This window comes from Mycoplana dimorpha, from assembly GCF_003046475.1.
Taxonomy (GTDB): Bacteria; Pseudomonadota; Alphaproteobacteria; order Rhizobiales; family Rhizobiaceae; genus Mycoplana; species Mycoplana dimorpha.
Genome location: NZ_PZZZ01000007.1, coordinates 270988 through 284893 on the forward strand (window position 1 = coordinate 270988; position 13906 = coordinate 284893).

The window sequence follows — 13906 nt, forward strand, 5'->3', positions numbered from 1 at the left end:
TAATCGGTTGGGCCGGCGATGTCAATGTGAAGCGGGATTTTTTGGGATTTTATTGCGTGACAGTCGCGTGACAAATCGTTTCAAAGAAAATAGTTCGCACGTGCACTAATCCCTTGAAATGAACTTGCGCGACGCACGACAGCGGCATTTGCTCGCGATCCGGGCAGAATCGCCCGGAATTGAACGCCGAATCTTCGCGCAAAAGGAGTAGAAATGGCAGCCCGGGCACCCGCCAGGCGAGGTATGGGGACCGCCAACCGGGACCAAAACGCAACAGAAGATGTTAATTCGCGCCTTTCCGGCACCGCACCGGCATGAAAATCGATTGGCAATGTTTCTCGGCTAGCTATGGTGGGCATGCTGATTCTGGCCACTGCCTTAGGCTGTGACCGTTGTAAGTGCGTTAACCATACTGATGGACAATACGCGACAATTTTTCGAATCGAGTTTGTGAGCCCGCACTGCAAGGGGCTCGGGGAAGACCATGAAGATTGTAAAGTCCCTTCTGCCCCTGACCATGCTGCTCCTATCGGGATGCGTCGTCGGCCCCGATTACCGGACACCTGAAGCAGCTCTGCCGGTGAAGTTCTCCGAATCGGCCGCCAAGTCCGCAGGCGACGTCACGCTCAATCGCTGGTGGGAAAACTATCACGACAAGCGGCTCAATGCGCTGGTGGAACAGGGCATGAACCAGAACCTCACGGTTCTTCAGGCGATGGAGCGGATCACCGAGGCCCAGGCCAACGTGGTTCTCGCCGGTTCCGGCGCATGGCCGCAGATCAGCGCCAACGCCAATGCTACCGTTGCGGGACAGGACGGATCCCTGCTGCGCGCGCAGCAGTCCGGCGTGCCGGGCATTACTGGCCCAAGCCACACCCAGTCGAAGACCCTGGCTGCATCCGGCAGTGCCTCATGGCTGCTGGACCTGTTCGGGCAGTACCGCCGCGCCAGGGAATCGGCCAACGCGAACCTGGATGCGGTCTACAACGACGTCAACGTCGCCCGCGTCGCCTATCTGAACGACCTGACGACCGCCTACATCAGCGCCCGGTTCTACCAGGAATCGCTGGCGCTGGACCGCCTGAACCTGGCTTCGCGGCGCGAGACCCTGAAGTTGACCGAGGATATCCGCGCAGCGGGTGCGGCGTCCAGCCTCGACGTCGTCCAGGCCGAAGGTCTGGTCAACCAGACGCTCGCCGAAATCCCGCCGCTCGAGATCGGCTTCTACCAGGCGGCCAACCGGATAGCGACGCTGCTCGGCGTTCCGGCCTCGACGGTCACCCCGAGCCTTCTCGCCGGCAGCGGCCAGCCGATGCCGCGCTATTCCGCCAAGGCTGGCATTCCGGCCGACCTGATCCGCAACCGGCCGGACATCCGCCGGGCCGAGCGCACCCTCGCCGCCGCGACCGCCCAGATCGGCGTGGCCGAATCGCAGCTTTACCCGAGCCTGACGCTCGACGGCACGATCAACGCCTCCCGCGTCATCAGCGCCGCCACCGGAAACCTGACCGGCTGGTCGTTCGGGCCGAACCTTATCATTCCGATCTTCACCGGCGGTGCGCTGCAGGCACAGGTCGACATTGCCAATTCGCAGGCCAAGCAGCAGTACTTCGCCTGGAAGCAGACGGTGTTGAACGCGGTGGAGGAAGTGGAGAGCGCCCAGGCGGCCCTCATCCGCGACTACCAGACCGTGGCCGCCCTGCGCCGGCTCGTGGCCTCGAACGAGGAAGCCCTGTCACTGGCCCGCGAGAGCTACCGCGGCGGCGCCAGCACCATCCTCGACGTGCTGGATGCCGAACGCAACGTGGCAAACAGCCGTCTGACGTTGGCCTCCTCTATTCGGACGCTCGCAACCGATTATGCCGCGCTCAATGTCGCCATCGGCGGTGGCTCGTCGATCGACACGCCGGTGCCGACGCAGGCGCCGCGCGTCGCCCAGGTCGTCGGCAAGGCACCGGTCGTGAAGGACAACGGCTCAGCCCCGTTCACGCAGTAAGCCGCACGGGTTCCAACCACAAAATCCCGATGCCCTCGAAGCTTTCCGGTTTCGGGGGCATTTCGCTCGCGCGGGCCGAATTGCCACCGGCAGCGAACAGCGCGGCGGGTGCCGGATCGGCCGCCGCCCCTCCTCATGGCTCATCCGGCGGTTTCGAGGAAGGCTTCGATCGCATCGGCGGTGTTCTGGTAGTGGGCCTGCAGCGCCTCGACCGCAGCGTCGGCATCACGGGCCAGCGCCCTCTCCAGGATCAGCCGGTGCTCCGCAGCCGCGTCGCGCTGCGCTCCGGCAAGGCTGACCGAAATTCGCCGGTAGCGATCCGCATGCGCGAACAACCGGGCGCAGATGTCGAGGAGGATCGGCGACCCGCAGGCCGAGATCAGCGCCTGGTGGTAGGCAGCGTGCCGGGCGTCCCAGCCGGCACTGATCACCGACGGCATGTCCTCGCGCCCCTGCGGCAGCCTGGAGAGCAGGTGATGGGACGCGACGATCCGCGCCTCCCATTCCGCATCCCCCCTGGCGATCGAAAGCCTCAGCGCCTCGCCTTCGCAGCGCTTGCGGTTGGCGGTGATGTCCCGCAACTCGGACAGCGACAGGCTTGCGACGCTGTAGCCGCGGTGGTCGTCGAGCACAGCGAAGCCTTCGGCCGTCAATCGAGCCAGCGCCTCGCGCACCGGCGTCACGCTCATACCGCAGAGCGCCTGCAGGTCGGCAAAGCGCAGCCGGTCGCCGGGCCGGAAGCGGCCGGTCAGGATCGCCGCCCGAACCCGTTCATAGGCATCGTTGGCCAGGGTGCGCCCGCCCGGCTTGGCGCTTCGGCTCGTGCCTGCTGCGTTCATTTTGCCAAACCTGACATATTTTCGAAAATCATTGACAGCATCTAGGACTCGTGGAAGGTGGAACGCAACTGAAATCGGCGGGACACGCCGCCGGAACGGCGGCACCACGGGAGGATCACCACATGAAACTTGTGCGCTTCGGGAAATTTGGCAGCGAGAAGCCCGGGCTGATCGATGCGGACGGCAACGTCCGTGATCTTTCCGGCGTGGTCAGCGACATCGCCGGCGACGTGCTCGGCCGTGAAAGCCTGGAACGTCTTCGGGCCATCGACCCGGCTAGCCTGCCGATGGCACCGGCCGGCGAGCGGCTCGGCGCCTGCGTCGGCTCGGTTGGGAACTTCATCGCCGTCGGGCTGAACTACGCCGATCATGCCGCCGAAAGCGGCATGCCGGTGCCTGCCGAGCCGGTGCTCTTCAACAAGGCGCCGTCATGCATCGGCGGTCCGGACGATACCATCCTCATCCCGCGCGGCTCGGAAAGGACCGACTGGGAGGTGGAACTCGCCGTCGTCATCGGCAGCCGCGCCACCTATGTTTCCGAGGCCGAGGCGCTCGACTATGTGGCCGGCTACTGCATCTGCAACGACATTTCCGAGCGCAGCTACCAGCTCGATCGCGGCGGCCAGTGGACGAAGGGCAAGGGGTGCCCCACCTTTGGCCCGCTCGGGCCCTGGCTCGTCACCACCGACGAGATCGATGCGAGCGACCTCGCCATGAGCCTCAGCGTCAACGGCGAGCGCGTCCAGCACGGCTCGACCGCCACTATGGTCTTCAAGGTGCCTTTCCTGGTCCATTACATCTCGCAGTTCATGATTCTCGAGCCGGGCGACGTCATCACGACCGGCACGCCGCCGGGCGTCGGCATGGGCATGAAGCCGCCGCGCTTCCTCAAGACGGGCGACCGGATGGAAGTCTCGATCGACGGCCTGGGCACGCAACGTCAGAGCGTCGCGCAGGGCTGACGGCCCTCGGCGGTCGCGCGCACAGCGCCCGCCGCTACCGCCTCGCCTGCCCGGCTCTGGCCGCGCGCAAGCGACGCCCAAAGGCATTTGACCAAGGCGTGTCAGCGAAATTTTTTGCTTCAGCGCCTGGGTGAGGCCGTCTTCCGCTTCATCCGCGCGTCCGCAGGCCTACTTGCGGACGAAACTGAACGAGAAATGGCTGCCGCGATGATAGTCGATCGCATAGGTGACCGGCGTGCCTGCGGCATTGAAGCAGACTTCCCGGATTAGCAGGGCCGGACCGAAGCCGCGCAGATCGTGGCGCTCGACCACCTCGTCGGGCAGAAGCACGGCCGACACGGTGGCGGCCGACATGCGTGGCCGCTGCTTGTACTCTTCAAGCAGGGCCAGCAGCGAGCCGCTCCAGTCGATGTCGTAGAGCCGGACCGGGATGATGCTGCGCGGAATATAGTCGATACAGTAGAGGATCGGCTCGTCGCCCTCGAGGCGCAGCCTCTCCAGGCGTACCACCCGCGCGCCTGCGGCGAGTTGGAGCTTCTCTGCCACCGTCTTGTCCGCCGGTTCATCGGCGATCGACAGCACCTTGTTGACGGGCGTATAGCCATAGTGTCGCGCCAGTTCAGTGACGCTTTCGAACACGGTGATGGGACGCTCCACCTGCACCGCCGCCATGGCCGAGACGAAGCGGCCGCGACCGTGCTCGACATAGATCACGTCGTCCTGCTCGAGCAGTTTCAGCGCCTCGCGCAGGGCCGGGCGCGAGATCTTGAAGCGCTGCGTCAACTGCGCCTCGGTCGGCAGCTTGTCACCCGGCCCGAGCCCCTCGTCGCGAATGAGCTCGGCGATGCGGTCGCGAAGCTGTTGGACCAGGGTGCGCGTGTCGCGAAGGGGCTCGTTCAATTGCTGACCTCGAAAAACGCTCGGCCTGTCACGTTTCTTGTCTGACGATTACAGCGACGTCAAGCTTCGAGCCTTGCCCTCGCCCTGCCCGCAATATCCGAGTTACGCCACTCCATGTCGCATACCGCCGCTTTCACCCCGGTTCACCAGGCAAGTTGTCTTACAACATGATACAGGCCCGCGAAGTCGGCAGCATGGAAACCCGCACCGGTCCCTGCGAGGCAACGTACCAACCACGCCGTCCGGCCTGATGGCCCGCCACCCTTACCGCCGCCGCGCGGCTGTCATTTCAGCACCAGCCATCCTGACAGGACGATCACCGCCGCCCCGGCGAGCGTGTGCAGTTCGACGGGAGCTGCGAAGATCAGCGCCCCGTAGAGACAGCCCCAGACGATCTGGCTGTACTGGAACGGGGCGACGACCGAGGCGTCGCCGGTCCGGAAGGCGCGCACCAGCAGCATGTGACCGGCCAGCAGAAGCACGCCGGCGCCCACAGCCATGGCGATGTCGCCGGGCCCCGGCAGCGCCAGGCCTCCTGCAGGACCCGTCACCGCAAGCGCCAGCGCCGCCTGCACGACGAGCAGCGTCGAGACCAGCGCCATGTCGGACTCCGCCGCCTTCGCCCGGCGCAGCAGCAGCAGCGACAGCGCGAACACCAGCGCCGAGCCGGCTGCCGCCGCGTGGCCCAGGCTGAGCGGCGCGACGCCGGGGCGCAGCGCGATCGCCACCCCGGCAAAGCCGAGCAGCACGCCGCTCCAGGCGAGCACCGACAGCCGCTCGCCGAGCAGAACGAAGGCCAGGATCGCCACCAGCACCGGCGTCAGGAAGGCGAGCAGATAGGCCTCCGCCAGCGGCAGCACCGCAAAGGCGTAATGGATCAGCAGCGTATCGACGGCGAGCAGCAGCGCCCGCAGCATGGCAAGCCCCGGATAGCGCGGCATCAGCGAGCCGCCCTGCCCGGTTGCCGCCGCCTGGGCCAGCAGCAGCACCAGGGCCGCCATCGTCACCATGAAGGTGACCTGCGGCGCGGCGAAGTGCTGCGCCAGCAGTTTGACCAGCACATCGGTGCCCGAAAACACCGCAAAGGCGAGCAGGCAGAGCATGGCGGCGCGCAGGTTCGGGCGCGCCGCGAGCTTCGGGGTGGCCTCGGCGTCAGCGGACATTGAAGCGGCCGAAGCGGGCCTCGATCAGCGACTGCACATATTCGAGCACGATCGACAGCATCCAGTAGATCATCGAGGCGGTGATCAGCATCTCGATGTGGCGGAACTCGGTCTGTCCCTGCGTGCGCGCCAGATACATCAGCTCCCATACGCCGACGACGGAGACGAGCGAGGAATCCTTCAGCATGGCGATGAACTGGTTGCCGGTCGGCGGGATGATGACCCGCATCGCCTGCGGCAGGATGACCAGCGCCATCGTCTGGGTCGGGCTGAGGCCGAGCGCCGTCGCCCCCTCGGTCTGGCCGCGGTTGATGCTCTCGATGCCGGCCCGGAAGATCTCCGTCATGTAGGCGCCGTAGCAGAGCGACAGCGCCAGGATGCCGGCCGGCACCGCGCCGATCACGTAGCCGACCTGCGGCAGGCCCAGATAGATGATGTAGATCTGCATCAGCAGCGGCAGGCCGCGGAACAGCGAGGTGTAGAAGGTGGCGAGCCCGTAGACGACGCCGTTCTTCGACAGCTTGGCGATCGCCCCGGCCAGCGCGATCACGGTTGCGATGACGATCGAGATCGCCGAGATGTAGAGCGTCGTCACCACGCCCTGCGAGACCAGGAAGCCGACCTTCTTGGCAATGAAGGCGAAGGACAGGTCGAAGGAGTAGAAGAACAGCATCAGGAGCACGAAGAGCTCCAGCCAGACGCCGATGATCTGCTGGCGGCGCGACAGCTGCCGCAGCGCCTTCCAGTTCGCCGCGGCGATCAGCGCGATCAGCACGGCGCCGGCCAGCCGGCCGAGCGCCGGGTTCTCCGTCAGCCAGGCGGTGGTCGCCGGCACCAGATGGCCGATCCAGGCCGGGCTGACGCCGAGCTGGTAGATCACCAGCGTGACGAACGCCAGCAGCAAGAAAATCCCGGCGCGCTGCGCGGCATCCGGATAGTTGAGTATCAGTCGGCCGATCATTTCGTGTCCCCTCCCCCTCAGGCGGTCAGGCAGCGCGCTCGCGCCACCAGTCCTGTGCCTGCAGTTTCCAATAGGTGAGCTGGGCGACCGCCAGCCCTGCCACGCCGCCGGCCCAGACGAGGCCGAAGGGCTTGAAGAGCTTGTAGCGGTCACTTTCCCCGAGAATACCCTCGGCAATCAGCTTGCCGCCCATCGCCGTGGTGTTGAGGCCATGGCCGCCAAAGGCGGTGCAGTGCCAGACGCCGGGCTGCATCTGGCCGATCTGGGGCATCAGGTGGCGGGCGTAGGACATCAGCCCGGACCAGGCGAGTTCGGTCTTGAGCCCTGAAAGCTGCGGATAGGTGCCGGTCATCTCGGCACGCAGTTCGGCGACCAGTGCGGCCGTCGAGGCGGCGCGCGTGGTGATGCGTCCACCCCACAGCAGCCGCTTGCCGCCGTCGATGACGCGGTAGTAGTCGCCGGCGCGGCGGTTGTCGCCGATCGCGTCCGTGGTTTGGATCGCCGAGCGGATCAGCTCCGGCGCCTCCTCGCTGACCATCACATAGGTGGCGATCGGCAGGAAGGCGCGCTTCAGCCGCCGGTTCAGCCCGCCGGTATAGCCGCCGGTGGTGAACACCACCTGCCGCGCCTTGACCCGGCCGCCGGCGGTGGCGACGACCTTCTCGGCGCCGTCGAGCTCGCAGCGCTCGGCCGGCGAATGTTCGAAGATCTGCCCGCCGAGCCGCTCGATCTCCGCTGCCACGCCGCGCAGATAGTTGAGCGGGTGCATGTGGAAGGCGCGGCCATCGCGCAGGCCCTGGAAATAGCGCTTCGATTTCAGCACCGAGCGGATGCGGTCGGTGTCGAAATATTCGAGTTCGTAGCCGTAGGTCTTGGCCATCGCCTCGGCATGCCGCTTCAGCGTGTCGCCGCCGTCGTAACGCAGCACGCTGGAGATGCCGGGCTGCGGCACGGCGGCCTCGATGCCGAGCTCGCGGATCGTGTCGCGGACGAAGTCGACGCCTTCGATCGACAGCCGGTGGATGCTGCGCGCCGCCTCGGTGCCGGCCATGCGGGCGATGTCGTCGCCGCCGGTGGCAAAGCCGGGGCTGACGAAGCCGCCGTTGCGCCCCGAGGCGCCGAAGCCGACGCTTTCGGCCTCCAGCAGCACGACCGACCGGCCGGCGCGGCAAAGCTGCAGCGCCGTCGTCAGGCCCGCCAGTCCGCCGCCGACGATGACGGTGTCGCACTCGATCGTGCCGGTGAGCGCCGGCCGCGCCCGGGCGTCGCTGATGGTTCGCTTGTAGTAGGTGTCGGGATAGGCCATGGGTCGCATTCACTGGTTGGCGGGACGTGAGCAACGGGCGGCCGGATGCCGCCCGCCGTCCGGTCTGATGGCTGGATACAAAAAGGCAGGGCCGCGTGAAACCCTGTCTCACGGGACCTGCCTTGGCGCGTCAGTCGGCGGCGTAGTCCTTGCCGTACCACTTGGTGGTCAGCGCGGCGAGCGTGCCGTCGGTCTTCATCTCGGTGATGATCTCGCCGACCTTCTTCGTCCAGTCCGGATCGACCTTCTCGGCGATGACGACGAGCGGCTCGCGGAAGGCGTATTCGCCCTCGAGCGTGCGCAGCGGATAGCCGTTGTTGATGGCGTTCAGCGCCGTCTGCTCCGGCGCGATGACCGCGTCGAGGCGGACGCCGCTGCCGAGCCGCAGGTCGTCGAAGGGCAGCATGGAGTCGGCAAAGGTGCGCACTTCGCCGGGCTCGAGCTTGTACTCGATCGGCGGCAGGCCGGGCGCGTCGATCTCGAGGCGGCGGTTGACGAAGTCTTCCGAGGTGGTGGCGGTCTCGACGCCGATCACCTTGCCGTTCAGGTCCTCGACCGACTTGGCCTCGCTGTCCTTGTGCACGACGTAGACATAGGGGCTGTAGTAATAGATGCCGGCGAAGTCGATCACCTGGGCGCGCGCCTTGGTGGGCGTCACCGAGCCGACGCCGAGATCGTAGCGGCCCTGCCAGCGGCCGCCGGTCAGCGTCGCCCAGTCCGGGGTCTCGAAGCTGATCTCGACGCCGAGGCGCTTGGCGATTTCCTTGGACACGTCGATGTCGAAGCCGACCAGCTGGTTGCTGTCGTCGAGATAGCTCTGCGGCGGCCAGCCGCTGTTGGTGGCGACGACCAGCGTCTTGTTCGTCATGACCCGGTCGAGCGTCTCGCCGGCCTGGGCCGTCGCCGCGAAGGCGAGCGTCGCGATGCCGAGCGCGAGCTGTGCAATGAGTTTCTTCACGCAATCCTCCTGTTGCCGTCGTCAGCCTCCCCAATGTCGGTAAGATGTCTGACAACGCGCGATTAGAGAAAAACCCCCGATCGGAGTCAAGGAGCCAACCGCAGCCCTCCCATGAAAGCCCGGCATGAGGCGATGCGGAATGAGGATGGTGGGTGGCGTGGGGCGGCAGCAAAGGAGAACTGCAATCAGGCAGACACGAACGTAAGCGATTCTTTAAATCATGGATTGCATGTTGGATTTGACCTTCTGGAATCCGGAACATCCAACACGAAATGATGCATCGCTACTATTACGGAAACAAGATTTCATCATTCATAGCAGAAGATAGCCAATATATACTTGGAATGTTGGCAAACAATCACAATTTTTCACTCGAACAAATGCAGAAAAATGCATGGATACGCCAGATAGAGAATTTGAAGGATCAGCTTAGACTTTTCCCATATGGGCACGTCTATTTTGAGTTTACTATTCCAAGGATGGGTAAGCGCGCTGATGTGGTGCTCTTGATCCAAGGAGTCGTGTTCGTTCTTGAATACAAGACCGGCGCCGAAGATTTCTACCAGTATGCAATCGACCAGGTAGTTGATTACGCTCTCGACCTGAAGAACTTCCACGAAGGCAGCCATGACAAGGCTATCGTGCCGATACTAATCGCAACGAAGGCACAGCCAAAGAGCAATGAGCTTTACTGGTCCAATGATCACGTCGCGAAACCCATGTTTTCAAATTGCGACGATCTTGGATCACTCATCGACTACGTGCTCTCGGCCATTTCCAAAAGTACAGCCTTGCCGCCGGGCGTTTCTGAAGGAGATCAAGAACCTTTCGGGCAGTGGTCTGATACTAGCTACAGACCGACGCCGACCATCATTGAGGCGGCCCAAGCGCTTTATCAAGGGCATGCGGTTGAAGAGATCTCGCGCGCAGATGCGGGAGCGAAGAACCTGACGCACACCGCGGATTGCATATCGGAGATCATCGCGAAATCGAGAACTGGAGGAAGGAAGTCGATCTGCTTTGTGACGGGCGTCCCAGGCGCCGGCAAAACGCTTGCAGGCCTCAACATCTCGACCCGGAAGGTTGAGGGAACGACCGAGCACGCCGTCTTTCTTTCAGGGAACGGACCACTCGTCTTAGTGCTGCGAGAAGCACTTGCCAGAGATGAGGTGGAACGCAGCAGAGCGCAAGGCCAACCGATTAACAAGAAAGCGGCAATCCAGAAGGTGAGCGCGTTCATTCAAAACATTCATCACTTCCGCGACGAAGGGCTGAGATCTGACGCGCCGCCGGTCGAGCATGTGGTCGTGTTCGATGAAGCCCAGCGAGCCTGGAACCAGGCTCACGCTGAAAAATTCATGGTGCAAAAGCGGGGCGCATCGAGCTTCGATATGTCCGAGCCCGAATTCCTCATTAGCGTGATGGATCGCCGGAAAGACTGGTGCACAATTGTTTGCTTGATCGGCGGCGGTCAAGAAATCAACACCGGCGAGGCAGGGCTCACGGAATGGTTCGATGCGCTAGCGAAGCGTTTTCGACATTGGGACATATATCATTCAGGGCAGCTAACGCACGACAACTATAGCTGGGGCAAAGATCTCGGTAAAAAACTCACCGACCTCAATGCGGAGGAACAACGCGGGTTACACCTCGCGGTCTCAGTCCGCTCTTACCGAGCCGAAAGGCTTTCTGACTTTGTTGGCGCCGTTATCGAAGGTGATGCTGCGCGGGCGAGAGATATTTATTCTACGCTCCGCAATTATCCGCTCGCACTCACACGTGACATCCAATGCGCCAGGGAATGGTTGAGACAACACGCCAGGGGCTCGGAGCGGCTCGGGCTTGTCGCCTCGTCCGGTGCCACACGGCTTAAGCCTGAAGGCATTCACGTGAAGGCAAGCATTGATCCGGCAAATTGGTTTCTCAACGGCAAAGAGGATATCCGTTCATCCTACTACCTGGAGGAAGTCGCGACGGAGTTTGATATCCAGGGGCTTGAGGTTGACTGGGCTGGCGTTTGCTGGGACGCGGATTTCCGGATGGAGCGCCATGGTTGGGGGTGTTTCGCCTTCAAAGGGTCCAAGTGGCAGAGCATCAATGACACCTACCGCCGCGTTTACCTGGCCAATGCCTATCGAGTCCTATTGACTAGGGCGCGGCAGGGTATGGTGATCTTCGTCCCCAAAGGTGATGAACGCGACTACACGCGGCCGCCATCCTTCTACAACCAGACAATGGCCTTCTTAAAAGCGTGCGGAATTCCTGAGCTTTAAGAAACTCTCTCGGAACGTTGAACAGTGTTGTTTGACAGAGGGACCCGGAAAAGGCGGGAACTGCCGGGAATATCCGAGAACTGGCGGCAAGGCCTGAAAAATCAGGCGTTTGCGGACGCGTGCCCGAGAACCAGGCGGCGCGGATTTTGACAGCGGCGGCGGCGAGACACCGCCTTAACGCCGCCGAGACGGCGGAAAGCCGCGAAGCTTCAACGGCGTCCATAAAATCCGCCAGAAAGCCTTTAAGGCCACTTCAAGACATTGAAATAATTCACCCTGCTGCGCTTCAGGATCGCGTTGGTACGCGCGGACTTTCGCAGCCGGATCTGGCGAATTTCCAATTTCAGGTTTGCCCTGACGGCAAACCTTTCGCTTGAAGTGCTCCGATTGGCGGCGGATAGCTGAAAATCCGGGCTTGCATGCGACCCGGGGCCGGTGAAGGCCGGACGTCGAGGTTTGCCCCCGGCCTCAGCGCCGCAGCCCCAGTGGTCGCACCTGGGAATGGCATCGGGGCCGGCCGGGTGCTATAATTCTTGGGTCGGGCATGTCTTCGGTATCGCGGAGAAACGTCCCCCTCCGCGACCGGCACGCACACGAGAACAGGGAGCCCCAAACCACCTGTTCGCTCCGGAGACATGTCCGCGTTACCCTCCACATGGTTGAGCCCCGGATCCCGCCGGGGCTCTTCTTGGAGAGAGTTTGCCCTAACGGCAACCTTCCTTTAGCAGCCTCGGATTTGGAGGGGGGCCCGCTCGACGGGCGCGCCGGAATCGGTTTGCGCGGAAGTTTCGCATTGAATGAATAAGCGATAACGGTTATAACTATAAACGATATCGCTTATTCAACCATGGGGGCGAAATTGACACACTTTCCGATATCGGATAGTCCCAAGCGCATGGGGCGTCCTCCGCTAAATGTGAAAGCGACTGTCGTGCGACTGCCGGCTTCTGTGCCGGATCGCATAGACGCCCTCGTCGGCAAGCAAAAGCGCGCAAAATTCATCCGCGATGCCGTGCTCCGCGAGCTCGAGCTGCGGGAGCGCGAGGCAGGCCTTATCGCCAGTGAGGATGAGGCGGCTTCAACGAAGCCCGCTGACGCAGCGACCAAGGATTGACAATCGTCAACCCAAGCTCGGTCTGGACCATTTAACCTAGCGGCTTTCCTTACTGGTTTCTCAACGCATCAGCGGGTCAATGTGCCCTTGTTCGCAGCCGATGCGGGCAACACCATCTTTCTGCAAGTGCATGCATTCTGGGGTTTTTATGCGTATCTTCGAGTACTAGGCGGCGACTAGCGCCGGACTTTCACCTCGCGCAGTTTGCGCAAGCACAGCCCAACATCGCCAGCACCGATCGCCACCTGGTCAGCAGCCGGGCACGATCAACGGCGCCCGTCTGCTTGCCTGATCCAAGCTACAGCTTGACGATCATGAAGCCTCGCGTTTGCCAGTGCCAGGCTCGTTTCGTGCCGCAGTCGCCTCGCGCCGGATCCTCTTTTCCAGCAATCCGAGCCAGAGCTGCATTTCTTCAGCGTCGCTTAAGTCAGTGTCGGCGAGCATATACTCGTTGTAGTGCGAGATCGCTTTGCGATCGAGATCTTCGGCCCGGAGCGTAATGCCGACCTCCTGGTGTACCTTCGCAACCACTCGCTTGATGTCGACGAGCAAGTCGCCGTCGATGATCGCGTTCTTCTCGTACAGATAGCTTTCATCTTGATGGATTCGCTTCGGCCCCACGCCCGTGAGAACCCAGCCAGGGTTAATCCCCACCTTTTCAAACTGAAGCAGCGTCTCGCCGCTAGGCGTCCCCTCATCACGTTCCATCTTTGCCCACGCGCGCAGGGAGATGCCAAGTTCGTCGGCAATCCCTTGCTGCTGCAGATGTAGCTCCAGGCGCACCGCCTTAGCCCGCGCGCCAATGGTCGTCGGCGTGGTCTCATCAACCATTTCGAATAAAAGGCACTTTTATGCTTGCGCATAAGCACAAATGTGCCTATCCTTTCTGTGTTCGCAGACTTCAATACCCCAAAAAAGGAGGCCGGCCAGGGCCTCCCCTCATGGATCAAGGATACCCTTATGCATAGTGATGCCGTCACCGGCAAGGTCGACTACGCCGAACGCAGGCGCCTCGAAGAGGTTGCCCGCATCAAGAGCAAGCTGATCGTCGCAAAACTCACGCTCGCCGAGATCGACAAGCTTTACGGTCTGCCGGCCGGCACGGCGGGCAACGCCGTGCACGAGCCGCACCTCGCCGGCGAGCGCGCAATTGCAGCAGCTCTTCGCACCCGTCCGCACCTCCTCTGGCGGACCCGCTACCACGGCGACGGTCGACGTAAGACCCCGCAGCCGGCGGCAAACTATCGGCATTTTCGCCGCAACCAGACGGGAGCGGCTGCCTGATGCGTGTGGCGGGAGGAGACCGGCGTTCTAGCCTTTACCATCCGGTGACGACCGAAGTCGTTCGGCAGGGACGGTGCGCACCCAGCGTCTCGCTGGCATCCGCCCCCGGCTGTTCCGCTCGCAGCTTCCTCCGCGCCACGACCAGACAAT

Annotated in this window: 11 protein-coding genes; 4 read left to right on the forward strand and 7 right to left on the reverse strand. The window is 63.0% G+C overall.

The window, feature by feature from the left end:
• Positions 1 to 484: 484 nt before the first annotated feature.
• Positions 485 to 1996: an efflux transporter outer membrane subunit gene (locus tag C7449_RS17590; protein WP_108004204.1), complete on the forward strand. Its 1512-nt coding sequence runs from the start codon at positions 485 to 487 to the stop codon at positions 1994 to 1996.
• Positions 1997 to 2136: 140 nt separating this feature from the next.
• Here the strand turns inward: C7449_RS17590 and C7449_RS17595 are convergent, their stop codons facing one another.
• A complete protein-coding gene (locus C7449_RS17595) occupies positions 2137 to 2835 on the reverse strand; it encodes a GntR family transcriptional regulator (protein ID WP_108004205.1) in 699 nt (232 codons plus the stop codon).
• Between the two features lie 122 nt (positions 2836 to 2957).
• Between C7449_RS17595 and C7449_RS17600 the strand changes: the two genes are divergently transcribed.
• The gene (locus tag C7449_RS17600; protein ID WP_108004206.1) at positions 2958 to 3797 is read left to right on the forward strand and encodes a fumarylacetoacetate hydrolase family protein; all 840 of its coding nucleotides are present in this window, start codon (positions 2958 to 2960) and stop codon (positions 3795 to 3797) included.
• Between the two features lie 168 nt (positions 3798 to 3965).
• Here C7449_RS17600 and C7449_RS17605 read toward each other — a convergent pair whose 3' ends face one another.
• The 5 genes from C7449_RS17605 to C7449_RS17625 form a co-directional block, all read right to left on the reverse strand.
• Complete coding sequence (locus C7449_RS17605; RefSeq protein ID WP_108004207.1) at positions 3966 to 4697, reverse strand: GntR family transcriptional regulator; 732 nt, start codon at positions 4695 to 4697, stop codon at positions 3966 to 3968.
• A 284-nt stretch (positions 4698 to 4981) separates the two neighbouring features.
• On the reverse strand, positions 4982 to 5860 hold the full coding sequence (locus C7449_RS17610) for a DMT family transporter (protein ID WP_108004208.1): 879 nt from the start codon (positions 5858 to 5860) through the stop codon (positions 4982 to 4984).
• Positions 5850 to 6821, reverse strand: a complete 972-nt coding sequence (locus tag C7449_RS17615; protein ID WP_108004209.1) for an amino acid ABC transporter permease — start codon at positions 6819 to 6821, stop codon at positions 5850 to 5852. The genes C7449_RS17610 and C7449_RS17615 overlap by 11 nt, the downstream gene beginning before the upstream one ends.
• A gap of 25 nt (positions 6822 to 6846) precedes the next feature.
• Positions 6847 to 8127 carry an NAD(P)/FAD-dependent oxidoreductase gene (locus C7449_RS17620; RefSeq protein WP_108004210.1) on the reverse strand — a complete coding sequence of 427 codons (1281 nt, stop codon included), beginning with the start codon at positions 8125 to 8127 and terminating at the stop codon, positions 6847 to 6849.
• Positions 8128 to 8257: 130 nt separating this feature from the next.
• Positions 8258 to 9085 (reverse strand): transporter substrate-binding domain-containing protein, encoded by an 828-nt coding sequence (locus C7449_RS17625; RefSeq protein WP_108004211.1) that lies wholly within the window; start codon positions 9083 to 9085, stop codon positions 8258 to 8260.
• A 272-nt stretch (positions 9086 to 9357) separates the two neighbouring features.
• Between C7449_RS17625 and C7449_RS17630 the strand changes: the two genes are divergently transcribed.
• Positions 9358 to 11358, forward strand: a complete 2001-nt coding sequence (locus C7449_RS17630) for a DUF2075 domain-containing protein (protein WP_210204752.1) — start codon at positions 9358 to 9360, stop codon at positions 11356 to 11358.
• Positions 11359 to 12784: 1426 nt separating this feature from the next.
• Here the strand turns inward: C7449_RS17630 and C7449_RS17640 are convergent.
• Positions 12785 to 13303 carry a helix-turn-helix domain-containing protein gene (locus C7449_RS17640; RefSeq protein ID WP_108004213.1) on the reverse strand — a complete coding sequence of 173 codons (519 nt, stop codon included), beginning with the start codon at positions 13301 to 13303 and terminating at the stop codon, positions 12785 to 12787.
• A gap of 129 nt (positions 13304 to 13432) precedes the next feature.
• On the opposite strand from C7449_RS17640, the gene C7449_RS17645 reads away from it, so the two are divergent.
• On the forward strand, positions 13433 to 13756 hold the full coding sequence (locus tag C7449_RS17645) for a helix-turn-helix domain-containing protein (RefSeq protein WP_108004214.1): 324 nt from the start codon (positions 13433 to 13435) through the stop codon (positions 13754 to 13756).
• Positions 13757 to 13906 lie beyond the last annotated feature (150 nt).